Genomic DNA, 23,353 nt, shown 5'->3' on the forward strand with positions numbered 1-23,353 from the left:
AATGCAGGAGGGCCGGTGGACGACGATCACGCCGTCGCAGTTCGCGCACGAGCGGGAGGCGCTGGCGCACGTGCAGGCGTTACTGCCGGACACCGAGCCCTACCGCGCCTGGTCGAACTTCACGTTCACGGCCCAGACCGGGCACCCGTACGAGGTTGATCTGCTGGTCGCCGCCCCGGGTGGGCTCTACCTCATCGAGGTCAAGAGCCTGAACGGTCGACTGATCTCCAGCGGCTCCAACTGGATCCTGCAGGGACCGTCGGGGAGCGGCACCCGTACCTTCGACAACCCGCTGCACCTGGCGGACATGAAGGCTAAGAAGCTCAAGTCCCTGCTCCAGGTCGCCGCGACCCAGCGCAAGGGGCCGCCGGTCAGGATCCCGTTCGTGCAGGCGGCGGTCTTCCTGTCGAAGCCTGGCCTGCACGTCGGCCTCTCCGAGCACCACCTGCACGGCATCTTCGGCCCGGAGCCGGCACCGGGCCACCAGCCCGGCTCGCTGCCGACGGTCGGCTCGCTGCTGCAGCGGCCCCCACAGGACGAGCGCCAGCGGGTCACCAAGGAGATGTCGGCGGCGCTACCGGAGCTCCTCAAGGCTGTTGGCATCGCCCGTAGCCGCCGGCACTACCAGATCGGCGCGTGGGACCTGGAGACCCGTCCGTTCGACGTCGGCCCGACGTGGCAGGACCATCAGGCCCGGCACCGCGACCTGGAGCGGGAGCGCCGCCGGGTGCGGATCTACCTGGTCGAACGCAACGCCGTGCAGACCGAGCGGGCCAGCATCGAACGCGCCGCGAAGCGCGAGATGCTCGCATTGCACGGCATCAACCACCCGGGCATCGTGCAGGTCGACTCGATGGAGTCGCACGAGGCCGGCCCCGCGCTGATCTTCCGGTACGACCCCCGCTCGGTGCGCCTGGACCACTACATGGCCCAGTACGGTGACCGCCTGGACGCGCTGAGCCGGCTGGCGATGATCCGCCAGCTCGCCGAGACCGTGGCGTACGCGCACCGCCGGCGGCTGCACCACCGAGCCCTGTCGGCCCGCAGCGTGCTGGTCAGCCCGGGGCGCGTCAGGAGAGGTGGCAGCGAGGACGAAGCCTGGCTGATGCCCCAGCTGCAGATCAGCGACTGGCAGGCAGCGACCCGCGGCGCAGACACCAGCGGCGGCAGCAGTGGTGACCCGATCACCCTCTCCTCGCACGCGGCCTCGCACATCGAGCGCTCGGCGGAGGCGTACCTCGCGCCCGAGCTGACCGCTCCGAAGCCCGACGCGGTCGCGATGGACGTCTTCGGACTTGGCGCGCTGGCATACCTGATCCTGACCGGCCAGCCGCCGGCGGCCAAGCGCCCGGAGCTGCTCGCCCGGCTGGCCCGGGACAACGGCCTGCGGGCCGCCGCGGTCGCCGACGGCATCAGCGAGTTCGCCGATGAGCTGATCCAGGCCGCTACCGCTCCGGTGCCGACCCAGCGTCTCACCACGGTCGCCGACTTCGTCGAAATGCTCCAGGTCGTCGAGGACGAGCTGACCGCCCCACCGCCGGCCTCGGTGCACCCAGAGGAGCCGGAGCCCGAGCAGGTCGACCCTCTCGAAGCGCGCGGCGGCGACCGGGTCGGCGAGTGGAAGATCGTTCGCAGCCTCGGCACCGGCTCGACCTGCCGGGCGTTCCTCGGCTTCAACGAGCGCACCCGGCGGGAGGAGGTGCTCAAGGTCGGGCTCTCCGACGAGAAGGGTGCTCGACTGGCTCACGAGGCCCGGGTGCTGGGCCCGCTCACCGACTCCCGGGTGATCCGGCTGGCCCGGCCCGAGCCGCTGCAGATCGGCAACCGCACCGTCGTGGTGCTGGAGCACGCCGGTGACCGTACCCTCGCCCGCAAGCTGCGCGACGACGGCCGGCTCACCGTCGACGAGCTGGAGACCTACAGCGACTACCTGTTCGGCGCGCTGGACTACCTCGAGGGTGAGGGCGTCTACCACCGCGACATCAAGCCCGACAACATCGCCATCCGGATTCGCCCCAATCGCACCCGGCAGCTGGTGCTCTTCGACTTCTCCCTGGCCGGGGTCTCGGTCAAGGAGATCAACGCCGGCACGCCGCGTTACCTCGACCCGTTCCTCGGCACCGCTACTCGGCAGGTCTACGACAAGCACGCCGAGTGGTACGCGCTCGGGGTCACCCTGCACGAGATGGCCTCCGGTGAGCTGCCCGTCTGGGGTGACGGCGGCACCGAGCCGCAGCTGACCGAGGGCCGGCCGGTGCTCGCCGTCGAGGCGTTCGACCCGGCGGTTCGCGACGGCCTGGTCGAGTTCCTCCAGCGCGCCCTGCACCGCGACCACCGCCAGCGGTTCGCCTCGCTCAAGGACCTGCGCGACGCATGGCAGCAGGTGTTCCGCCGTTCCGACGCGAGCGCCCCGGTGGGCACCGACCACCCCGAGATCGAGGCCGACGAACCGGACGAGAAGGCGGCCGAGGCCGCCCGCGACGAGGCCGCTACCAAGGCGACCCGCGCGACCGCTCTGGAGGCCGCCGGGCTCACCCCACGCGCGGTGTCCGCCGCCCACCGCCTCGACGCCACCACCGTCGCCGAGCTGCTCACCGTCGCCAACAAGCTCGCCCACCTGCCCGGCCTGGGCGCCAAGACCCGCCAGGAGCTGCAGCGCCGGGTGAAGGAGTGGCGTGGCCGGCTGGGGGAGCGGGAGACCATTCCCACCACGCCCGCCGCCCGCAAGGCCGCGACGGAGGAGATTGCCACCGAGGCCGCCGCCGGGGACGGCGACCCCGATCTGGTACGCGTCGGACTGGACGCGATCGCCACCCTGCTCGTCCCGGCCAGCCGCAACCCCAACGACGTCGAGGCCACCCGGCTGGCGCTGCACCTGCCCGACGCCACCGGCGCCCTGCCGGACCTCCCACTGTGGCCGCAGCACCCGCAGGTGGCCAAGCCGCTCGGCGTCACTCCCGCCCGGATCGCGCAGATCCTCGGCAAGCAGCGCAAACGCTGGGACGACATCCCGGTGGTCGGCAGCGTGCGTACCCAGATCGTCGAGTTGTTGCGCGACGGCGGCCGGGTGATGGGCGTCGCCGAGCTGGCCGCGGCCCTGCTGAGCAGCCGCGGCTCGGTGCGTACCGGGGATGCGTTGCGTCTCGCGGTCGCGGTCGCGGCGGTGCGGGCCGCCGTGGAGGTCGACGCGCTCGCCGAGGAGCCGCGCCTGCTGCTGCGCCGGCACGCCCGCGCCGACATCAATGGCAAGCCGCACCCGCGCGGCGACCGGCTGCTGGTCGCGCTGGAGGCCGCCGAGGACGACGCGCCGGACACCCCGGCCGCGCCGGCCCTGCTCGACTACGCCGACGCGCTCGGCAAGGCCGCCGACAAGCTCGCCGCCAGCGAGGTGCTGCCCAGCCCGGCGACGGTGCTGCGTACCCTCGCGGCGGTCACCGCGCCCGGCGGCGCGGCCGACGCGATCGACGAACGGCGGCGGGTGCTGCTCGCCGCGGTGGCCTCGGAGCGGGCCGCCGCGACCGCGCGGCTGGAGCTCTACCCGCGCGACCTGGATCCGGTACGGGCGCTGCGGCTGGCCCAGGCCGGCGTGGTGCCCCCCGCCAGCGAAGGGCGGCGCGGGCTCACCCCGACGCAGGTCGCCGACCGGGTGACCGCCCGCTTCCCGGAGCTGGATCCGCTGCCGCCACATCCCGAGCTGGACCGGCTGCTCGCCGAAGCCGGCTTCGAGCTGCGCTGGGACCGCGACAGGTACGTGCCACCGCCGCCGCGAGCCGCCTCGTCGTCGGTGTCGATCCTGCAGCGGCGGCCGTCGGTGACCGCCGCGCCGAGCCGGTGGACGGCCGAGTCGCCGGAGCTGGCGGCGGCGATGCGGGCCGAGGAGCGGCTGACCGGTGCGAGGTCCGCCGGCGGGTTCCGGGCGTTGACGGTACGACTGTCCCGGTACGGGCTGGCACGGGAGGAACTGGCCCGGCGCTTCGACGCTCGGCCGGTCAACGTGGCAGCGCTTTTCCTGGACCACCTGCACGCGCTGGTCGACGCCCGGCCGAAGCCGACCTGGGAGACGGTGCTCGGCGCGGACATCGCCGAGGAGGGTTCCCGGGCGGCGATCAAGCTGGGGGAGTACGTCGAGCAGGCGTGGCAGCTCACCGTGCCTTCGCTGCGGGCGGAGTTGCGCGTCGGTGACGGGCCGGTGCTGCTGCACGACGCGGCGGTGCTGGCGCGGTACCGGGCGATGGACCGGCTCTACGAGCTGGCCGACGCGGCACGGGCTGGGGCGGGGGGCGTGTGGTTGCTCTGCCCGATGGAGGACCCGGCGCTGCTGCCCAAACTGGACGGTGCGGTGGTGCGGGTGGGCGACAACGAGTGGATCGCCCTGCCGGACGCCTGGGTGGTCAACGCCCACCGCAGCGCCGTCGTCTGATCGCCCTGGCCGGGTGCATCAGGTAGGGCGGGTGGGCCCTGGCGTTGTCTGTTCGGCCAGTTTTCCCTGACCGAGGAATGCCCCCGCACACCTGATCCGGTCTCATCCACGGGACCGGATCGTCCATATCAGACTGTAGTCGGCCGAAGACCTTGAGCGCGGTCGATCCGCTGCCTTACGGTGATGCCCCGCGGTCACCCGAGTTCTTCCTCATTGCCGACCACGCCATTCGTCCTGATTGCTCAGAGCGACGAGCGGGATCGAGCCGAGAGGATGACTTGCCGGCGCGAATGCATCGGAGGTCGATAATGGATTGCACCTTGCTATTGGTCTATCTCGTGGGCTGGTTCATCTCCGTGATGGTGATCCGCCACCGTGCCGGGCTGGGATGGCAGGGCAACAAACTGGTGGGAGATGGAGGACTCGGTATCGAGTGGGTCGCTCGGACTGCCATCGCCGCGATGTTCTGGCCGATCACCCTGATCCTCTGGATTGCCCGGGGGCGTCCGGCCCCGCCTGTCGTCTTCACCCGCCGAGGTGGGTGAACGCCAACCGCGCGCCGCGACGATGGGAGAAATGCGGAAATGAGCAAAGGAAATGAGGAGATCTGAATGTCCTCGGCTTTGCCTGCGCAGATCGTGTCGATGATGGACAAATTCGGACGCTACGAGTGGTACGGCGAGAGCAGTGGGTTGGGGCCCGAAGAGGCATGGGGCATGCTGTCGACGCTGTGGCCGCTGAGGCAGTCGGATCCGGCTGGCCTGACCGCCGCGCTGGCCCGGCAAGTGACTCCGATCGGAGGCTGGGCCGCCTACGGGGCGAGCCGGGCCGTGGCCGAGCTGGTCGGCCTGGGCTTCGAGGGCGTCGATGCCAAGGCCGTGCTAGACGGGGGCATCCAGTTCCTGCGGCAGCATGGCGTCCCGCCCCTGCGAGTACGCGGCTACGAGTGGAGCCGGTGGGTCGACACCGGCGGCGATGTCAACAACTGGCTCCCGACGATCCCGCCGCCGCCGTCGGAGCGGTCCGGGCTGCGTGAGCTGGCACCGGGCGAGGTGCGCCACGTCGCCACGATGACCGCGGACCGTGACTCCAACACCATCCACGTCTGCCGCGACGGCTCGGGCGCGTACCTGGCCCTGATCGACGCCCCGTACAGCGACGACGACCCGACCCGCTCCCGCAGGCAGTGGAAGCAGGCCGCCTCGCTCTACGAGGTCTTCGTCAATGTCGGCCTGGCGCTGCAGTCACCGCCCCACTGGGTGAGCGCAGAGCTGGAGCCCTACTTCCCGCTTCCCCGACCGAGCATCTGACGACGGAGGAACCATGCCTGGCTATGACCCGAACTGCGACAACTGCATGAAGTGCGGAACCTGCCGGGGCACCGGTGTCGTGCGTCGTACGCGCATGGACCGCGGCAACGCCTACTACGTCGACGAAACCTGCCCGACCTGCCGCGGAGTCGGTGGCAAGCCCGCCGCCGGCAACCACAACCACCGCTGACGGTATAGGACCGTGGATCAGCAGGCAGAGCTGCGAATCGCTGGATCGCTCCCGCTGGCGGTGGTGATGGACGCGTTGCGGGCCGAGCGGACCGTGTTCCACTCGGAGGCGGACTTCCAGCACGCCTTCGCCTGGGCGGTGCACTGCCTGGACAACGAGGTCCAGGTGCGGCTCGAAGTCCGGCAGGAGGAGAACGCGTACCTGGATCTGCTCTGCTGTGGCCCGAATGGCCGGACGGCGATCGAGTTCAAGTACTTCACCGCGCTCTGGGACGGCGTTGACCCTCGCACCGGCGAGAAGTTCCGGCTGCGCCACCACGGCGCCCCGGACCTGGCCCGGCTCGGCTTCGTGGTCGACGTCGCCCGGCTGGAACGGTTCTGCCGTCCCGGCCCCGCCCCGATGAACGGTCTGGCCGTCCTGCTCACCAACGACCGTGGGATGTGGAGCCCGCCGGCCGGCTCTCGGCCGATTCGGGACGGCGAGTTCCGCCTGCACGAGGGGCGCAGGCTTCGCGGCAGGCTCCGCTGGGGGACCGAGGGCAGCTACTTCGCGGCGAATCAGCGCGACCTGCTCGGTGACTACCCGCTGATCTGGCGGGACTTCGCCCGCCTGAACGGCCGCAACGGCGACTTCCGCTGGCTGGCGGTGCAGGTCGACCAGGTGAGGCCCAGGACGGCGGACGTGGTGGGTGCGTGATGCCGCATCGGAACAGGTTCACGGCCTCCTGCCGCGCCATTGCGTTTCCCCGCAGGGCTGATCTCACCAAACGCGGTTCTGGAGTTACGACGGACGATCTCGCCCATGCCCTGTTCACCACGGGCAGGGCATGGGCGAGATCGTCATCGCCACAGGAACTCCGCAGGTGCGGGACCAGCGCTACCTCACCTCCCATTTTGGCCTGCTCAACTTCCGTGTCGGCCTGCGCAGGGACGTCGCCGCCAGGGTGGGGCAGGCGAGCGAGGGGCAGCTGTCAGGGCTGTACGACTCGATCGTCGAACTTCTCGACGCCGGCATTGAGCCGGACGAGGCAGCCACCGCCTTTCCCGACGGGACGCTGGTCGGCTCCGACTGGACGGATGACATCTCCCTCAACGACTGGCGCTTCTGACCCTGACCGGAGCGCGTGACCTGTTCCGACCCGGCGTCGTACTCCCCTCGGCCACCGGCTCGGGCGCGGGGCGGAGGCCGGCGAGCAGGACGTAGACCTCGCGCTTGGCGGTCGCGTCGCCGCGCCGATTGAGGAGGTAGCCGGTCAGCCAGATCCAGCCGTGGTACGTCGGTTGGTCGGAGACCGACACGACGCGGAAGGTCAGGGCGCGGTCCCCGGCGAACTGCACCGAGGCACGGCCGTCGACGATCAGCAGGTCGCCGGGGGAGGGGCGCGCGGTCACCAGTGGCCGGAGTTCGGTGGCCGGCACTCTCGGGCGTGCATGGTCTGCCAGTCACGAAGCGCCCGCCTGATCCGGTCGTTCTCCTGGCTGAGCAGCCGTACCGACTCGTTCAGCATGGCCAGCTCGTCGGCCACCCGGGCCTGAAACTCGCGTACCTCATCGGGGTCGATGCCGCGCCGGCGCGCGGCGAACGCGCGGGTCCGCACCTCGTGGGGCGTCAACCGGCCCGGATGACCGGCCGGGTAGGGCTGGCCACCTCGATACACCTGAGCCACGACGATCCTCTCTGCGGGCAGGCGGGAGCGCGGAGGCTCCCGGCAGGGGTGTGGAAGGGCGGGCCGTCCGCGCGGGGGCCGCGGGCGACCGGCCCGCTTGGCCGCCGCAGCTCAATTCAGCGGTACGACGGCAGAGCAGTCCGACGGGTCGGGGCGGGCAAGCGCACCCGCCCCGACCAGGGGGATGCCTCTGCTCCTTGTTGCCACGCAAGGGGAGAGGCAGAAGCCAACTTAGCTGTCCCAGTCGCCTGAGTCAAACATAGAGTTGTTGCCGGGTGTCCTTGCGTGATCGAATTGGCGTGCCACGCAGGGGGAGTCATGCCGATTACCGCCGACTACATCCGTATTGCCGACGAGATCGTCGCCGACATCAGGGCGAAGAGGCTCAGGCCGGGGGACAAGCTGCCCTCGATCACCCAGCTCGCCGCGACGCACAAGGTCAGTCCGTCGACGGTCAAGCAGGTCTACGTCCGGCTTGAAGCGCTGCGCGTGATCTGGCGGCATCAGGGCAAGGGCGTCTTCGTCAACGACCCGAAGCTCTGGATGCGGGAGCCGTAGGTAGCGGGCCGTCGGCCGAAACGGGCTTTACGGGTAGCACCGTCCCGTCGGTGGGACGACTAGAGTCGTCGCGTGATCGACCGGAAGCTGCTCTTGTCCGACCTGCAGAAGCAGGTCAAGAACCTGGAAAAGGACCTGCGGGAGCAGGCCGAGTCGGTCGAGGAGGTGCGCCTCCGACTGCGTGGCGAGTACGACCACGCCTTCAAGGTCGGGCGTACCGCCGCCACCTGGGCGGCCTGGCGAGACGAGCGGGTCACCCAGGTCGCCGTGGCCTGGGTGCTCGGCACCGTCTTCGTACGCTTCTGCGAGGACAACGGCCTGCTGCCCGACCCCTATCTGGCGGGTCCGGGGGACCGCCTCGTGCTGGCCGAGGAGGCCGAGGCGCAGTTCTTCCGCGACCGGCCCGAGGAAACGCTGCGCGGCTGGCTGGAGCGGGGCTTCGACGCCATCGCCAGCACCCAGGCCGGCAAGTCGCTGTTCGACAAGCGGCACAACCCGCTCTATCAGGTTCCGCTGTCGCACGACGCGGCCAAGGAACTGATCGGCTTCTGGCGTCGGCGCGGCGAGGCCGGCAACCTGGTTCACGACTTCACCGACCCGGAGCGGGACACCCGCTTCCTCGGCGACCTCTACCAGGACCTCTCCGAGGCGGCCCGCAAGACCTACGCGCTGCTTCAGACCCCGGAGTTCGTCGAGGAGTTCATCCTCGACCTGACCTTGACTCCGGCCATCGCCGAGTTCGGCCACGACGTCGTCAAGATGATCGACCCCACCTGCGGCTCCGGCCACTTCGTCCTCGGCGCCTTCCACCGCCTCCTCAAGGAGTGGGAGCTGCACGCCCCCAACCGCGACCCTCACGAGCGAGTGCGCCTCGCCCTCGACGCTGTGCACGGCGTCGACATCAATCCGTTCGCGGTAGCCGTCGCCCGCTTCCGCCTCCTCATTGCTGCCCTTGGTGGTTGTGGCTTCAAGACGCTAGCTGACGCGGCTGGATACGCCTTGCCGATCCACCTCGCGGTCGGTGACTCCCTCGACAGGGAGGAGCAGTTGGCAATGATCAGTGAGACCGGCGAGGTGATTGAGTGGAACTACTCTACTGAGGATGTGCAGGAGCACCTCGGCATCCTTGGAGAGGGCCAGTGGCACGTCGTCGTCGGCAACCCGCCCTACATTGCGCCGAGCGACGATGCGGCTAACCGACGCTATCGCCGGGCGTATCCTCAGGTTTGCCACCGCCAATACGCGCTGTCGGTGCCGTTTGTGCAGCGGTTCTTCGACCTGGCGAAGCCCTCGGGTGCTGATGGTCGTGGCGCGGGGTACGTCGGCCAGATCACTGCCAACTCGTTCATGAAGCGTGAGTTTGGCAAGAAGTTGATTGAAGGATACCTTGCCCACGAAGTTGATCTGACACACATTGTGGATACCTCTGGTGCCTACATCCCGGGGCATGGCACGCCGACGGTAATTCTTATGGGAAGAGCCCGCAAGCGTAATAGATCGGATAAGATCCGCGCGTTGCTCGGAATCCGTGGCGAGTCAGGCGTCCCGGCGGACCCAAGGCTGGGTTTAGTATGGCAAGCGATTGTCGACCAAGTTAATCGCCCAGGAACGGAGTCGTCTTGGATTAGTTCAGTCGATGTTCCTCGTGCTGCCCTTCAGAAATTCCCCGTGAGTCTTTCGGGCGGAGGTGCCGCAGATGTAATGGAACAGCTCGCTTCGTACGTATTCAGCTTGAGAGAGCAGCGGGGATCCACGGGCCGGTGGTGAACAGCTGTTTGAGTACGTCGAGGGCGTCTTGGCCGTGTTTCGCGGCGGTGGACAGGTAGGACCGGACGGCGGCGAAGTCGGCGAGTCCTTGCAGCGTGCGCCAGGTGCCGGAGATCTTCTGTTGAAGCTTGACCGGACGAAGATCACGTTCGGCCTGGTTGTTCGTGAACGGCACGGCCAGGTCGACGACGAACCGCAGAATCATGCCGCGATGGGTGTGGAAGCGCTCGACCAGCTTGCCGGCCTTCGACACCTCGCCCTGACGATCGGGTGGGTTCTGCTGACGGCCGTAGGCGATCGCGCCGGCGTAGCAGGCCCGGACGTGGCTGATCTCCGCGTCGGTCAACGCTTCCCGGCCAGCCGCGACGGCCTGCTCGGTCATCGTCTTGGCCATCAGCAGCGTGTCGGCCATTACCTCCGCCCATGCCTGCCCGGCCGGGTCCTGCTCGTGGACGCCGCGTAGGTCACGGATCAGGTGGGCGCCGCACCAGGCGTGCTCGGCGTCGCTCAGATGCTGGTAGGCGGCGTAGCCGTCGCGCACGATGGTGCCGTCGAAGCCGGGTAGTACCCCACCGGCGTCGATGTCGGCCTTGCCGCGGCCGCCGACGTGAAACGACGTCAGCATCGGGGTGCAGGCCACGTGCACGTACTTGAACCCGCCATCGACCCGGGCCGGGGTCTCATCAACGTGCAACACCCGCTCCACGTGCAGCAACGCGGCCAGGTGGGAGGTGAACGGGCCCAACCGGCGGGCCGCTTCGGTGACCACCGCGTGCACGAAACCGGTCGACACCGACGCGCCGCACAGGTCACCCAGCAGCCCCGCGACCCGCGCGAACGAAAGGAACTGCGCACCACGCCCATACACCGCCGCGGCCTTCACACCCGGCCCGTACTGCGCGCGGCCGGTCACCCCCGCCGGCACCTCGCCCTGGCTGACCTGCCCACAGGTGCACAACACCGCCACGAACTGATGCTCGGTGACCACCAGCTTCGGCTCCGGCAGGTCGAACACCTGCCGCCGCTGACGCCCGTACTCCACACCGCCACCAAGATCCGCGCCGCAAACAGGGTTCACACACCGGTCCGGTCGATGCACCACCGTGTGATCCGGGTCCGCCACCAACGCAAGCGTCGAACCCGGCGAACCCGGCTCCTTACCTGCCCGCCGACCAGAACCCTTCCCGGAACGCGGTTTCGGTTTGCCCAACCCATCCGAGGACGGCGGCTTGGAAGAGTTCGTCGAGTTCAACCCCAACCGACGCCGCAACTCGGCGTTCTCCGCCTCGAGCCGCTCAACCCTGACCCGCAGCTCAACAAGCATCCCCACCAGGTCCTCATACGAAGGCTGCTGCGGCTGGGAGGACACCCAAGGATCATGCCACCCAACACAACCACAGTGGACATCGAGACCCGATCAGCGACTCACCTCAAGCTGAACACGTACCTCGCTTCGGCTGAAGTCACCAAAGTGGGTCACCTGGTTCGGGCCGTTGGTCGTGTCACTCACACTGGTTCCGATGAGAGCTACTTCGCACCTCTCGATACGTGGCCGAGATATGGGGTCGATGTGCAATCGATTGTACAGGTGGTTGAGGGGGATTCGGTACGTGACTGGCAGCTTGCCCCTGTAACGGAATCGCTTTTCCCATATGACACCACCCTCAAGGCGTCGATCCAGGATCACGCGGTTCATCGCCTCTTGTGGCTGACGAGAGGACCGCTTTCCCTCAGGCGCGAGCCGGGGGGAACGCATGAGGACATCGGTCTCACGTGGTTCGAGTGGAGCCGTTGGCATCCGGAGCGATTTTCGGTCCGGATGGGAATCGGAATGTCGTTTGTAGCGACGCACAATCAGTTCTCCCTAGACCGTACTGGAAGAGTCTTCAACCGCACCGCGCCCGTGATCAAACTTCCGAGTGGCGCATCAGAAGATGAACACCTTCGGCTGTTGGGAATGCTGAATAGTTCGACGGCTTGCTTCTGGCTCAAGCAGGTTAGTCAGGACAAGGGCAATAGGGGTGGTGAGCGTTCGACCGCCCGCTATGAGTGGGAACACTTCTTCGAGTTCACTGGCACCAAGTTGCAGGAGTTTCCGCTGCCGTCGGCGTACCCCCTCGAACTGAGCCGGGAGATCGACGGCCTGGCGCAGCGGCTCGCCACCGTGAGCCCGGCGGCGGCCGCGGATTCTGGAGTTCCTACCCGCGAGCGGCTGGCTGCCGCCCGCGAAGAATGGCACTCGGTCCGGGCGCGGATGATTGCGTTGCAGGAGGAGTTGGACTGGCAGGTCTACTCGCTCTACGGGTTGTTGGACGAGGAGTTGACCGCCCCGGCCGGCTCGGTGCCGGAGTTGAAGCTGGGGGAGCGGGCGTTCGAGATCGTGCTCGCCCGCAAGGTGGCCGCGGGTGAGACGGAGACGCAGTGGTTCGCCCGGCACTCCTCAATGCCGATCACGGAGCTGCCGGCGCACTGGTCGGATGAGTACCGGGCGATCGTGGAGCGGCGGATCGCGGTCATCGAGGGCAACCGCAACATCGGGTTGATCGAGCGGCCGGAGTGCAAGCGACGCTGGGCCAGCGAGGGCTGGGACGCGATGCAGGCGAAGGCGCTGCGCGACTGGCTGCTGGACCGGTGCGAGGCGCGGGAGCTGTGGTACCAGCACGTCGACGGGTTGGAGCAGCCGCGTCCGCTGACCACCGCCCAGCTCGCCGACGAGCTGCGCCGCGACGCCGACGTGCTCACCGTCGCCAACCTCTACGCGCCCGGTCAGGACCTGGGCAAGGTGATCGCCGACCTGGTCGCCGACGAGCACGTGCCGCACCTGGCCGCGCTGCGCTACAAGGACTCCGGCCTGAGCAAGCGCACCGACTGGGAGCAGGTGTGGGATCTGCAGCGGCAGGAGGACGCGCTGCCCGACGAGGCGGCGAAGCGGGAGTTCCGCAAGCAGATCCCGGTGCCGCCGAAGTACACCTCGGCGGACTTCCTCAAGACCAGCTACTGGAAGCACCGGGGCAAGCTCGACGTACCCAAGGAGCGGTTCGTGTCGTACCCGGGTGCCAGCCGCGACGGTGACCCGTCGCTGCTGGTCGGCTGGGCCGGCTGGGACCACCGCGAGCAGGCCCAGGCCCTCGCGACGCTGATCGTGGCCCGGGAGCAGGAGGACGGCTGGGCCATCGACCGGCTGTTGCCGCTGGTCGCGGGGCTGCGCGAGATCCTGCCCTGGGTACGCCAGTGGCACGGCGAGTTCGACCCGGAGTGGGGCGCCTCGCCGGCCGACATCTACGCCGGCTTCCTCGCCGAGACCACCAACCGCCTGCACCTCACCGACGACGCGCTCACGTCGTGGCGCCCGGCCAAGGCCACCCGTGGCCGCAAGGCGAAGTCGTGACCACAGAGGCGGTGTCGACCGACTGGTGGGTTGCCGAAGACGTGGCAGATGTCGCCGAATGGTTGGCCTCCCGTCGCCACTCTCGTTTGTGGAATCTGGTGGCTCCGGAGGAGATTGCCGCCTGGGCCTTCGCCGAACCGGAGCCGACGCCGCTCGACCCGGCTCCGGCTGCCTTCGACGGTTACTGGCGGGACGGACTGAACGAACAGCAACAGGCGGCATGGGCGTTGGCCGGTTGGTTCATACGGATGACCGTGCCCGAGGCAGCCCGCACCGCCGGGGAGCACTGGCTCCTGCTGCGGCATGCCGGCCGTGACCCGTTCCTGCGGCTGACCGTCGGCGGACTGGAAACACTCCGGATCTACGAGGCCGGAAACGGGGTCGTCCTGAGGATCGCCTCGGTGCCGGTGGGCCTCGCCCTGGAAGCCGGGGCAGTTCGCCTGGAGACATGGGCCGAGCGCGGGGTGGAAGCCAACGAGGATGCTCTGAAGACCCTCGCCGAGGCGAAGTTCGTGCTGGACTGTCCGGACATCGCCACGGCGACGTGGTTACTGAGCCAGCCATCCGTGATAGCCGCCGCCAGGATGCTCAACGCCTGGGTGTCCGCCGGATCCTTCCCCTTCGCCCGCGACTATCAGCCCGAGGCGGTGGCTCGGGCCTGGCTGGCGGCCGAATCGCTGCTCGACGTCGATGCTTTCCCTGCTGACAGCGAGGATCAGGGCTTCGACCGCCCGTACACCACGTCAACGGTGAGCGCGGACCTGCCGGCGCAGCGGTCGTTCGACGCGGACGCCTACCGGGCCGGGGTGAGTGAGCACGATCGGCTGTGCCTGGCGCTGATCGACCACCTCGCCGGGCTCGGCGTGCGGGTCGGAGCGGGGCTGCACGGCGTACCGGTGGATCTGGCCTGGCGGGACGCCGACGGGCGGCAGTTCATCGCCGAGGTGAAGAGCGTGGTCGGGGACAACGAGGTCGAGCAGCTCCGGCTGGGCCTCGGTCAGGTCCTCGAATACCGCCACCGCCTCGCGGCGCACGGCATCGATGCGACGCCCGTCCTGGTCGTATCGAGATGCACGGACCGGGCGTGGCCGGCCATCTGCGGAGACAACCACGTCATCCTGCTACACGGTCAGGGCACTTCGGACTGGACGGCTGCGCCGACGAAAGGCCGCCAGCCCGATGCCTATGGTGAATGTCAGTTTGGGGAGGGGACAAGACGTGACCACTGATGACAAGGCACCCGTGCCGGTATGGACACTCGCCACGGAGTCCGTGAGCGTGCCGGACGTGCTGGGCGACCGGGGCATGACACCGGCCCGACTGGCAGAACTGAGAACAGTCCTGGCAGCACTGGCCGATTCCCCCATCGCCACGCTGGAAGCGCATCCGATCTCGACCAGGCGCGATCGGAACGGTGGTATTCAACTTCATGCAGCCAGCCCGCTCGCCCAGCAGTTGTCGCAACTCGTGACGCAGACAGCGAAGTCGGCGACTCCGACGCTGAACGCCGCTTCCACCGGTGAGGTGCTCTACCGAATGGTGGTGCCGGCGAAGGTCGCCGCGCAGGTCGGTAAAGGACTTGTCCAGCCCATGGCTTCGAAGGCAGCTGCAGGAGGCATTCACAGCGCCTTGGTCAACTCCACCGGCATCGCAGGCCAGGCCACGTTCGTGCCGGTCTGTGGCAGGGCCGCTGTCGCAGGCGCGGCAACCGGTTCGGCCACCACCGCCGGTGTGGCCGCGGCCAGCGCCGGAGCGCTGACAGTGGCCGCGCCACTTGTGCTGATGGCCGTCGCGGTCGGCGTCAGCGCCTACGCTGATCACCAACGTCAGCAAGCGATCGAGCGGATCACCGACCTCCTGGAGCAGTTGCACGAAGACAAACTCGAAGACGAACGCAGCGAGCTGGACGGTTGCCGAGACGCGATCGACAAGGCGACGTCCGTTCTCCTCGACCAGGGCAGAATCGGCCTGTCGTTAGGGCTGGATTCCTCGTCGTACGCGATCAACACGGCGATCGAACGAACCAAGCGTCGGCTCGCAAAATGGCAAGGTGCGCTGGCTGCGCTGCCTGACGGCCCGGTGGAGATCGGCCCATTGACGAAGTCGTTCCCGGGCATCGACGAGGAAGGTGGCGCATTCCGCGCACACGTGGAGTTCGCGCGACTCGCCATTGCGCTCAAACGCCGAGTGCTCGTACTTCAAGCAGTTGAACACGCCCAGCAGGCGGGAACGAACAATCCGTTCAAGAGCTTTATCGGGACCCTGCGCGACGACGAGCGCCGCGTCGACGAGTTGGATTCAGGCGTCAACTCAGTCCTGCTTCGACTGTCGACTCTCGAGCTGAAGCGCCCCGGCGGCTTCCGAAGCATCATGTTCACGCAGGGAGAGGTCGACGACCTGCTCAAAGCGGCCTACCGCCTTCGCGCCCTGGGTGATGGCCTCAACGTGGGAGTGCACCAAGCTGACGTTGCCATTGAGATCGAACGAAGCAGCGACGGATCGCTCGTAGTGTTCCCCGCAGTCGCTGCCTGACTGAACGACTCTCTGACGTCGGGCGTGAGCGGCACTGAACTGACGGGTACCTGACAATATCGGCGCACGTGCACGCCAACTGTCGGATCCGGCCGCGAGACTGAGGCTCCCTCGACCCGGGAGGTGCCTCGTGCCGTACGTCAGGTCACACACCAGGAAGAACGGCGCCCGGGTTCGGGCGCACTACCGCAGGCGGCGCCCCGGCAGTGTTCGGCGGAGATCGACGGTGCGTCACGTGTCCGGTGGTGGCAGGTCGGCCAACGGCTGGGGGCTGGTGCTGGGTGCCATCGCCGTCGTCGTGGTGCTCGGAATGGTCGTGGATTTCATACAGCGGCATCCGTACTGGTCGGTCTTCCTGGCGAGCCTCGTCGTCGCGGCGGCGGTCGCGGTGGCCTACTTCGTGTCGAAGCAGCGTGCCCGCGAGCGGGCCGACCAGGCCCAGCGGGACAGGCTGATCGCGGTGACCGATGCGGTGAGCGGGCCCGAGTTCGAGCAGTGGTTCGCGCGAATCCTGGTCGCGTCCGGGTTTCGGCAGGTGCAGGTGTGTGGCGGCTCCGCTGACCGGGGAGCGGACGTCACGGCGATCGCCCCCGACGGCCGCCGCGTGGTGGTGCAGTGCAAACGGCAGAGCCTCACCAACCGGGTGGGCAGTGCCGCGATCCAACGGTTCGCCGGCACCTGCCGGGACATCCACGGTGGCGAGATCTGCATGCTCGTGACGAACAGCTACTTCACCGCAGGCGACGGCATCCAGTTGGCCCGGCAGCTCAACATCACGCTGGTCGATCGGCACGCCCTGGAGATGTGGGCGTGGACGGGGACGCCGCCGAGGGGGATCGCGTGACCTGACCCACCTCACCAAGGGCACGCGGCCCAGACGCGACGGTGGGGCAGTGTGCCTACGGGTGACGGATAGCTGACAGCGGCCCTGGGGATTCATTCGCTCACCGTCGGCTTACTATCGACGACTAACGATGCATTGTCTGGCTCACCGATTTCGTCACCGCCACCGTCAACGGGTGCAGCAGTGGCCAAAGGAGGAGGCAGTGGCGGATCGCCAGGACCAGGGCCTGGTCACATCAACGAGCCCTGCTGCTGAGGGGATGGTTGGCTGCCCGGTCGACCAGGACCATCTTCTGCTCGATGACGACACCATCGTTGCCGTGCACGGGTGGCACCACCCGCCCGGCTTCGTCGTCGGCGAGGTCACCTACCTACCGGACGACGCCGGGCGCCAGCGGCTCCTGGGCCGCAACTACCGAAAGGCATACGTACGGGACGGGCTGGGCCTGCCCGAGGAGCGCCGCTACCGGATTCGGGATGCCACGGGATCGTTCTTCGACGACGCCCAAATGTTCCGGGCGAAGTCGATCATCGGGGTGCACCGCATCAAGCGCTACCTCCCCTGCGCCGAGGGGATCGGGCAGAAGACCGGTCAGGTCGCCGCACTCGAGGCTGTTGCCAGCACGTGGCGATCTGCCCGTGCCTTGCTCGGCGGAACAGTCGACAACGTCGGTGTCGCCGTGACCGGCTCACTGAACCTCGTGCCGGAAGCGGAATATGGTCAGAGGCCGAACGACGTCGACCTCGTCTTCACCGGCTCGACGGCGGACATCTCCGAACTTGTCGGCGCGATGAGCGCGGCAACACGCACGAATTCCGAGACGAGAGTCTACGAGTACGGCAAAGGTTGGCAGATTCGGATCAGGGCGGACGGCTGGCTGCTCTGTTCCTTCTTCCGCTACGCCGATCGCCGCGAGGTGGCACTGCGGGGTCTGCGAAACGTACGGACGCGGTGCGACGACGTGCACGTCCGGGGGAGGGTGGTGGATGACACTCACAACGCTTACATGCCGACCGTGTTGACCGTGGAGGTCATCGAGTCCAACCTGCCCGGCACGCTCCCGAAAGGACACTCCCTCGCTGTGGTGATCAGTCACCTGCGGTCCCGTGGAGAACTGTTCACCGGTGATATCGGTGCGTTCGACGGTTCTCTCGTGGAGATCACCGACGGATCCGGGTCCTACCTGGCGCTGTCAGTGCTGGACGGTGACAGCTCCAGACTGTTGACGCCGCCTTGGCGGCCCTATTGAGCCGGGCCGCACGACAGTTGCGGCCTGTGTCGGCGGCCGTCGCAGCGGGTGCTCTCCGGACGTCAATGCTGCGGCATTGGCCCCAGTACGTCGATGTCCGCGTGGCGCACCAACGGCTCTCGTTGAACGAGATCGCCACCGTCATCCCGATGGCCTCCAGTCGTCGGGCACGGGACGCCGAGCAGCTGCTGAGGCTATACCTCGCCGAAGCGGTAGCTCCCTACGCTCCGGTTCAGATCGACGTGCGAGGTGAGCTGAGCATCCTGATCAGCCCCATCGTCGAGCCATACCGGGGAGAGCTGGTGCTCCTTGACGGCATGCACCGATGCCTCGCCGCGTTGCGCGAAGGGTTGGACAGTATCACCGTGGCAGTTGCCCGGCCAGAACACGCACCCCCGCCCGCGGGGCCGCGACTGGCACTGGGCGAGGTGCTCTACAGTCCTCCGGCCGAAGATCCACCGCCTGTCTTCGACGGCCGCGGATACGCCAACTACCGGCCGGGAGCGCTTTTCGTCGCGGCCGCCGTCGAACTGCTCACGCAGGGAAGTTGTCCGTTCGCCACACGGAAGGATCAGTCGCGTGTCCGATGACCTTGCCGGCCAGGAGAGCCGTGACGAATACCTTGATTTCCTCAGGGTCGCCGAGCGTGCCGTGAGCGAGCGGTTCGGTTCGCTGGGTGGGTTCCTCAGTGGTGCCACCGTCTCCGGAAGCTGGCACCCCAACGGTTTCGCTGTCTTCGAGGTCGAGTTCGTCGAGGGATTGGGCCTGATCCGGCTCCACGTCTGGCCACAGCACCTACGGCCCGCGCTCGACGGGCATCCGGAGATCCACCAGCATTCGTTCCATCTCTATTCACGCATTATCTGCGGGACCTATCTGGAAAACCAGTTCGAGATCTCGGAGGTGAACCGCGAGCGGGAGAACTCAGCCGATGATCACCTTCGTACGTATCAGGTGGCTCCCACGGGACGCGGCGGGCCGGACATCGTCCAGGAAGGCGATCGTCCGATGGTCGCCCGGCCGCTCTTCGACAGTGACCTGATCTTCTCGTCCGGGAGTTGGCACGATCTTCCCGCCGGCGTGTTCCACTCGACGCCCATTCCCGTGGACACGTTCTGCGCCACGCTGGCGGTGTTGAGTCCGCACCTTCCCGGCGTGGCTGACATCCTCGTCGGAAAACCTGGCTTCCGGGGTGCCCGCCGGGTCCGTCCCATGGTCGCCAGGGAGGAGCTTCGGGAACTGACCGCGCAGTTCAACGCTGCCATGGCCGCGCGGTGACCGCAGCCAGCGGACCGACGCTCATGGAGGACGTCTTCTTCCTCTCCGACACCGAGTGGAGCCGCGTCCGCAGTAACCCGGCTTTCGACTACGTGGTCATCGGCAGCGGACCGTGCGCGCTGGCCTTCGCGACCGCGACAACGACCATCGACCCCCGGGCGCGGGTCCTGCTCTTGGAGCGCGGGCGTTTCCTTCTGCCGGAGAACCTGCAGGGCCTGGACGAGGTCTTCGCCCCACTCCTCGGGGAGACATCCGAGGTCTATCCGTGGGAGGTGCCGGACGACACTGCGGATGCGCTCTGGATTCGTGGCGTCCTGCCGTACCTGGGCGGCAAGAGCATCACGTGGAGCGGCTGGTGCCCCCGCCCTAGCATCGCGGAGCTGGAGGGCTGGCCGGCGCAGGTGGTGGCGGCGGTCGAGAAGCGCCTCGGGGAAGCCGAGGACTTCCTTGGCGTCATCCCTGCCGATCGGATCGGGGATGGCCCGTCTGCCAGCGGCCCGGCAGGTCACGTCCCGGTCTACGGTCGTCTGCAGCGCGGTCTGCAGGACATGCTGGTGCAGAACCTCGATCGCGTCCCCACCATGACCCGAGCCGAGCCTGCCCACCTGGCGGTCGGCGCTGGCGGGGCAGTTGGTCTCTTCAAGAAGTTTGCGGTTCCGGTCCCGCTGCTTCGACTGGCCCATAGGCAGAGGGCGTTGGCGGCGAAGGGCGCCGGATCATCTCTGTCCGTCGCGACAAGTTGTCTCGTGGAGCGGATCCAACAGAGGTCGGGCAGGGCCGTCGCTCTTGAAACGTCGCGGGGACGGCTGCCGCTGGGCAGAGCCAGGCTCATCCTGGCGGCTGGAGCGATACCGTCGGCGGAGCTGGTGATGAGGGACCTACCCATGGTCCCCAATGCGGGCACCAGACTCACCGCGCACTTCCTGAGCCGGCTGACCGCGCGGGTGCCCGTGGAGAACTTCCGCTTCGGGGCGGGGCTCGAGCCGTCGGAACTGGCTGCGTTGTATGTGGCGGGAAAGTGCGAGAGGTCGCAATACCACGTGCAGCTCACTGCGGTCCGGAGCCAGGTGCCGGCGCAGGCGTATCAGGCCCTCCGCCACCATGCCCCCGACTGTTATGCGTTTCCGGTGCGGCGACAGCTGCTCGGGTCGGAGGAGTTCGTGGTGTTCACGGGTGCCGCTGTGGGTGAAGTCGGCAGTCCGAATGGCAGGTGCCGCCTGGCGCTGGCCGCCTCAGGCGTACGGGTGCACCTTGAGCTGAGCGAGCGAGACAGGCTGACCTGGAACGCGATGGACGCCGCCATGTTCGGCGTCATCGAGCGGGTGGTGTCGGATGGTGCGCCGGGTGGTGCTCAGTACTGGCACGGTGGTCCCTTTGACGGGCACTGGTCGAGTCAGCGGCCGTCGGTGAGTGACCGGCGCCTGGCAGGGTTGGTACATGAAGGATCAACACTCTGGATCGGCCCCGGCCACGATGATCCGGTCGACCTGAACTACCGACTCCGGGGTACGGACAACGTGTACGTGACCGGTGGCGCTCTGTGGCCGACGGCCGGCTCGTGGAACCCCACCCTGACCATGGTCGCCCTCGCACAGGACCTCGGGGCTCGGCTTGCCAGCGGCGCCGGATAGCCGTGGACAGCGGCAAACCCCCTTGCCTGTCTAGAGGAAGGCGATGATGAGCAGTGAGCAGGTTCCGAAGGCGATTCCCAGCCCGATCAGCTGCATGGAGGTTCTGATCGCCCGGTACCGGGCCATGACGATCCTTGACAGGGCCCACAGCTGTCGCGTGTCGCGGTCCACGATCTCGGCCTTGTCAATGTCTAGACGTTGAGCGACGGAGGTGACGTCGCTGAGGCTGGCCACGTCGCCGAAGTAGTCGACGGCCCCGCCCGGCGAGCGCCCGAGACGTGGCCAGACGGCTGAGGCCAACCTGACCGCGCCGGCGAGGACGGCGGCGAGAGCGCAGAAGGCCGTCACCCTGACGGGCCACGGATGCTCCAGGGGGGTCGCCGCCCGTGCCGTGATGCCCCCGAGTACCGCGCCACCTCCGGCGATCAGCGCCGCCAGGAGCAGGCTCGTCTTGCCCTCCGCCCTGATCAGCTCCTGTCGCGTCTCATCGAGAAGCCTGGCGACAAAGGCAGCTTTGAGGTCTTCCGGCATCGGCTCTCCCATCAACCCGCCGCTCCGGGCGGGAACGCGCGGAGGGGACTTCACGGAGCTACCTGGGCACCCCGGAGCCAGACCCGGGTACGGGTCGTGAACTCCTTTGAGCTGAGTTCGATCTCTTCAGGGGTGGGCGACCAGTCGGCGCCGTCGAACAGCAGCAGTTCGGCGGCCTCGTCCAGAGTTGTGACGGCAACGTGTTTAACGGCATGGCGTTGAGCCTGTACGGCCAGCGCCTGCTCCAACCGGACCGCGGTCACGATCGTCTCGCCGTCGAATCCGGGTACGGCGGACAGCGGACCGCCCACGCGCCCATAGCGGAACTGGCCGCTGTGGATTGCGAGACGTGTCCCGAGCTGGTACTCGCGGGGGAGCCTCGCGCTGATGCCGTCTATCCGGTCCTGGAATGCCCTCAGCTCGGCACCCAGGGTCGTAAGACCGCGCTCACTGACGTGGTTCAGCCCGCACACGAAGCCGTCGCCGGCATGCTGGATCTGCCTAGCGCCGATGGCACCGAGGAGTTCGGCGAACCATTGGGCGAGCTTGGCGCGGAAGAAATCCGCAAGCTCGACCCCGCTCGCGTCCAGGCTGTTCATGTTTTCCGTGACGTAGCGGACCGTGCGTCCGTACCCGCTGAGGTCCAGGACGACCACCAGCCCCGACTGATCATGGAAGAAGTATTCCGGTGCGATCTCGATTGCCGAGGCTCGGAGTCGGTTGATCTCGGAGGGCCAGGTGAGTACCGTCGCGAGGTTTGTCATCAGCGGGAGACCCAGGAAGGTCCACAGGGGCTTCCCGTCGGCGGCCCTACCTTGAACGATATACCGGTCCATCTCGTCGAGGGGAATAAATACGAATCCCTTGCGTCCGTCCGGATCCGCCAGATTGCTCTTGCTGGTGGAAAGGTCGCTGCGGACCGAGAACCGCCTGATCTTGTAGGCCTTCACGACGTGCGGGTTGCGCGGCGAACTCTTTATTTCCGCGAACGATGACCGTTCCTCGATCGCCGGGTTCTCGATGCCCATCTCATAGAGAAACTGCTCGATCAGCTCGATCGGTCGTATGTTCTGTTCGACTTCGGTGAACCTCTGACGCAGCACCTTCGGGGAACCGGCCACGTCGTACCGCTGCGGTACCGGTACTCCTATGAATGGCGGGGCCCAGGCCCCTTCGAACAACGATTCTGGATCGGCGGCGTCCGAGTAGTACGGCTGCTTGGCCACCATGAATCGCCCCGAGGGGGTTTTGACTACTATCTCCAGGGTCAGGAGAATCCACACTTGCACTGGGCGCGGAACTAGAGTGAGTTCGTCGGGCAGGTCGTCAAGGAGGTGGTATGCCACGATAACCTCGGAGGTCAGTGGGTTTTCAGTCCTGCGACCAAAAGTCGACGATCCTTGTGCGGAGGAGTGCTGCGACGTTCTCCTCGAGCGACACGCCCTCGACCTGGTTTGTCTTGAGGGCCTCGCCGATCCGGTCTTTGGTGAGGGGAATCTCGCGCCGTGCGACGTCGGGGACCGCGAGTTGCGACAGCGGACAGGGATGGTAGGTGAAGATGTAGGCGGTCCACTTTTCGGCAGACTTCGAGAACTTCAACGAGAAATTGCGATAGACCGGGGCGAGGTCCTTCAGGTCCGGGACCTGCGAATAGTACTCGGCGAGTTCCGTGCGGGCACCCGAGAGGTAATCGTCAAGATTTGCGCCGATCAGTCGGCGCAGGACCGCCGAGAGATCGTGGAAGGTGCTTGCGTCCGATGCTACTTCGGCGTCGTCGAGCCGGAGCCCTCCATAGGGGAACATCAGCGTGTTCCAGGTGTCCGGATGAATGTTTACCGCCGTGATGCTCGGAGCCGGGAAGTTGTTGAACGGAACCAGAATGAAGCTGAGCGCGAAACGTTCGATCTTCACGTCGGACGGCAGCCTGTCCGACGGCTCGGTCTCACTGGGATCTCCGAAGAAATTCCACGAGTACGACTCTGGCATATT

General features: G+C 67.5%; 22 protein-coding genes. 16 read left to right on the plus strand and 6 right to left on the minus strand.

Going from position 1 to position 23,353, the window contains the following annotated elements; all coding sequences use genetic code 11:
* Nucleotide 1 precedes the first annotated feature (1 nt).
* The 6 genes from pglW (at nt 2) to OG505_RS08385 (ending at nt 7,028) form a co-directional block, all read left to right on the plus strand.
* Nucleotides 2–4,420: a BREX system serine/threonine kinase PglW gene (gene pglW / locus OG505_RS08360; protein WP_405432256.1), complete on the plus strand. Its 4,419-nt coding sequence runs from the start codon at nt 2–4 to the stop codon at nt 4,418–4,420.
* Between the two features lie 308 nt (nt 4,421–4,728).
* Nucleotides 4,729–4,965 carry a hypothetical protein gene (locus tag OG505_RS08365; RefSeq protein ID WP_405432258.1) on the plus strand — a complete coding sequence of 79 codons (237 nt, stop codon included), beginning with the start codon at nt 4,729–4,731 and terminating at the stop codon, nt 4,963–4,965.
* A gap of 66 nt (nt 4,966–5,031) precedes the next feature.
* Entirely contained in the window at nt 5,032–5,730 is a 699-nt protein-coding gene (locus OG505_RS08370; protein WP_405432260.1) for a hypothetical protein, read from the plus strand.
* Between the two features lie 13 nt (nt 5,731–5,743).
* Nucleotides 5,744–5,920 (plus strand): hypothetical protein, encoded by a 177-nt coding sequence (locus tag OG505_RS08375; protein ID WP_405432262.1) that lies wholly within the window; start codon nt 5,744–5,746, stop codon nt 5,918–5,920.
* A 12-nt stretch (nt 5,921–5,932) separates the two neighbouring features.
* Entirely contained in the window at nt 5,933–6,616 is a 684-nt protein-coding gene (locus tag OG505_RS08380; RefSeq protein ID WP_405432263.1) for a hypothetical protein, read from the plus strand.
* 130 nt (nt 6,617–6,746) lie between these two features.
* Complete coding sequence (locus OG505_RS08385; protein ID WP_405432264.1) at nt 6,747–7,028, plus strand: hypothetical protein; 282 nt, start codon at nt 6,747–6,749, stop codon at nt 7,026–7,028.
* On the opposite strand, the gene OG505_RS08390 is transcribed toward OG505_RS08385, so the two are convergent.
* Both OG505_RS08390 and OG505_RS08395 read right to left on the minus strand, forming a co-directional pair.
* Nucleotides 7,009–7,311 (minus strand): hypothetical protein, encoded by a 303-nt coding sequence (locus OG505_RS08390; RefSeq protein ID WP_405432266.1) that lies wholly within the window; start codon nt 7,309–7,311, stop codon nt 7,009–7,011. The two genes, OG505_RS08385 and OG505_RS08390, sit on opposite strands and share 20 nt — an antisense overlap.
* Complete coding sequence (locus OG505_RS08395; protein WP_405432269.1) at nt 7,308–7,586, minus strand: DivIVA domain-containing protein; 279 nt, start codon at nt 7,584–7,586, stop codon at nt 7,308–7,310. The genes OG505_RS08390 and OG505_RS08395 overlap by 4 nt, the downstream gene beginning before the upstream one ends.
* 318 nt (nt 7,587–7,904) lie before the next feature.
* Here OG505_RS08395 and OG505_RS08400 point away from each other — a divergent pair, with 318 nt between their 5' ends.
* Nucleotides 7,905–8,144: a winged helix-turn-helix domain-containing protein gene (locus OG505_RS08400; protein WP_405432270.1), complete on the plus strand. Its 240-nt coding sequence runs from the start codon at nt 7,905–7,907 to the stop codon at nt 8,142–8,144.
* A 72-nt stretch (nt 8,145–8,216) separates the two neighbouring features.
* Nucleotides 8,217–9,911, plus strand: a complete 1,695-nt coding sequence (gene pglX / locus OG505_RS08405) for a BREX-2 system adenine-specific DNA-methyltransferase PglX (protein WP_405432271.1) — start codon at nt 8,217–8,219, stop codon at nt 9,909–9,911.
* Here pglX (OG505_RS08405) and tnpC read toward each other — a convergent pair.
* Nucleotides 9,871–11,235 carry an IS66 family transposase gene (tnpC, locus tag OG505_RS08410; RefSeq protein WP_405434428.1) on the minus strand — a complete coding sequence of 455 codons (1,365 nt, stop codon included), beginning with the start codon at nt 11,233–11,235 and terminating at the stop codon, nt 9,871–9,873. The two genes, pglX (OG505_RS08405) and tnpC, sit on opposite strands and share 41 nt — an antisense overlap.
* Nucleotides 11,236–11,289: 54 nt before the next feature.
* Here tnpC and pglX (OG505_RS08415) point away from each other — a divergent pair, with 54 nt between their 5' ends.
* The 8 genes from pglX (OG505_RS08415) (at nt 11,290) to OG505_RS08450 (ending at nt 20,833) form a co-directional block, all read left to right on the plus strand.
* The gene (gene pglX / locus OG505_RS08415) at nt 11,290–13,299 is read left to right on the plus strand and encodes a BREX-2 system adenine-specific DNA-methyltransferase PglX (protein WP_405432273.1); all 2,010 of its coding nucleotides are present in this window, start codon (nt 11,290–11,292) and stop codon (nt 13,297–13,299) included.
* Nucleotides 13,296–14,528, plus strand: a complete 1,233-nt coding sequence (locus OG505_RS08420; RefSeq protein ID WP_405432275.1) for a hypothetical protein — start codon at nt 13,296–13,298, stop codon at nt 14,526–14,528. The genes pglX (OG505_RS08415) and OG505_RS08420 overlap by 4 nt, the downstream gene beginning before the upstream one ends.
* Complete coding sequence (locus OG505_RS08425) at nt 14,518–15,831, plus strand: hypothetical protein (RefSeq protein WP_405432277.1); 1,314 nt, start codon at nt 14,518–14,520, stop codon at nt 15,829–15,831. The genes OG505_RS08420 and OG505_RS08425 overlap by 11 nt, the downstream gene beginning before the upstream one ends.
* Nucleotides 15,832–16,057: 226 nt before the next feature.
* Nucleotides 16,058–16,675 (plus strand): restriction endonuclease, encoded by a 618-nt coding sequence (locus OG505_RS08430; protein WP_405432279.1) that lies wholly within the window; start codon nt 16,058–16,060, stop codon nt 16,673–16,675.
* Nucleotides 16,676–16,877: 202 nt separating this feature from the next.
* The gene (locus tag OG505_RS08435) at nt 16,878–17,924 is read left to right on the plus strand and encodes a hypothetical protein (RefSeq protein WP_405432282.1); all 1,047 of its coding nucleotides are present in this window, start codon (nt 16,878–16,880) and stop codon (nt 17,922–17,924) included.
* Nucleotides 17,925–18,046: 122 nt separating this feature from the next.
* A complete protein-coding gene (locus OG505_RS08440) occupies nt 18,047–18,514 on the plus strand; it encodes a hypothetical protein (RefSeq protein WP_405432284.1) in 468 nt (155 codons plus the stop codon).
* Nucleotides 18,504–19,202, plus strand: a complete 699-nt coding sequence (locus OG505_RS08445) for a hypothetical protein (protein WP_405432285.1) — start codon at nt 18,504–18,506, stop codon at nt 19,200–19,202. Before OG505_RS08440 ends, OG505_RS08445 begins: the two co-directional genes overlap by 11 nt.
* 23 nt (nt 19,203–19,225) lie before the next feature.
* A complete protein-coding gene (locus OG505_RS08450; RefSeq protein ID WP_405432286.1) occupies nt 19,226–20,833 on the plus strand; it encodes a GMC oxidoreductase in 1,608 nt (535 codons plus the stop codon).
* A 30-nt stretch (nt 20,834–20,863) separates the two neighbouring features.
* Here OG505_RS08450 and OG505_RS08455 read toward each other — a convergent pair whose 3' ends face one another.
* Genes OG505_RS08455 through OG505_RS08465 form a run of 3 tightly spaced genes read right to left on the minus strand, consistent with a single transcriptional unit; the run spans nt 20,864 to nt 23,350 of the window.
* On the minus strand, nt 20,864–21,364 hold the full coding sequence (locus OG505_RS08455; protein WP_405432289.1) for a Pycsar system effector family protein: 501 nt from the start codon (nt 21,362–21,364) through the stop codon (nt 20,864–20,866).
* A 50-nt stretch (nt 21,365–21,414) separates the two neighbouring features.
* The gene (locus tag OG505_RS08460) at nt 21,415–22,710 is read right to left on the minus strand and encodes a hypothetical protein (RefSeq protein ID WP_405432291.1); all 1,296 of its coding nucleotides are present in this window, start codon (nt 22,708–22,710) and stop codon (nt 21,415–21,417) included.
* A gap of 25 nt (nt 22,711–22,735) precedes the next feature.
* A complete protein-coding gene (locus tag OG505_RS08465) occupies nt 22,736–23,350 on the minus strand; it encodes a hypothetical protein (protein WP_405432292.1) in 615 nt (204 codons plus the stop codon).
* Nucleotides 23,351–23,353: the final 3 nt, after the last annotated feature.

It is taken from the genome of Micromonospora sp. NBC_00617, from assembly GCF_045161355.1.
Classification (GTDB): Bacteria; Actinomycetota; Actinomycetes; order Mycobacteriales; family Micromonosporaceae; genus Micromonospora.

Bases quoted from the DNA above. Each gene is read 5' to 3' on its own strand.
- OG505_RS08455 (WP_405432289.1), bottom strand. From the start codon at position 21,364: ATGCCGGAAGACCTCAAAGCTGCCTTTGTCGCCAGGCTTCTCGATGAG.
- OG505_RS08465 (WP_405432292.1), bottom strand. From the start codon at position 23,350: ATGCCAGAGTCGTACTCGTGGAATTTCTTCGGAGATCCCAGTGAGACC.
- OG505_RS08365 (WP_405432258.1), top strand. From the start codon at position 4,729: ATGGATTGCACCTTGCTATTGGTCTATCTCGTGGGCTGGTTCATCTCC.
- pglX (WP_405432273.1), top strand. From the start codon at position 11,290: ATGCCACCCAACACAACCACAGTGGACATCGAGACCCGATCAGCGACT.
- OG505_RS08385 (WP_405432264.1), top strand. From the start codon at position 6,747: ATGGGCGAGATCGTCATCGCCACAGGAACTCCGCAGGTGCGGGACCAG.
- OG505_RS08370 (WP_405432260.1), top strand. From the start codon at position 5,032: ATGTCCTCGGCTTTGCCTGCGCAGATCGTGTCGATGATGGACAAATTC.
- OG505_RS08375 (WP_405432262.1), top strand. From the start codon at position 5,744: ATGCCTGGCTATGACCCGAACTGCGACAACTGCATGAAGTGCGGAACC.
- pglW (WP_405432256.1), top strand. From the start codon at position 2: ATGCAGGAGGGCCGGTGGACGACGATCACGCCGTCGCAGTTCGCGCAC.
- OG505_RS08450 (WP_405432286.1), top strand. From the start codon at position 19,226: ATGGAGGACGTCTTCTTCCTCTCCGACACCGAGTGGAGCCGCGTCCGC.
- OG505_RS08400 (WP_405432270.1), top strand. From the start codon at position 7,905: ATGCCGATTACCGCCGACTACATCCGTATTGCCGACGAGATCGTCGCC.
- tnpC (WP_405434428.1), bottom strand. From the start codon at position 11,235: ATGCTTGTTGAGCTGCGGGTCAGGGTTGAGCGGCTCGAGGCGGAGAAC.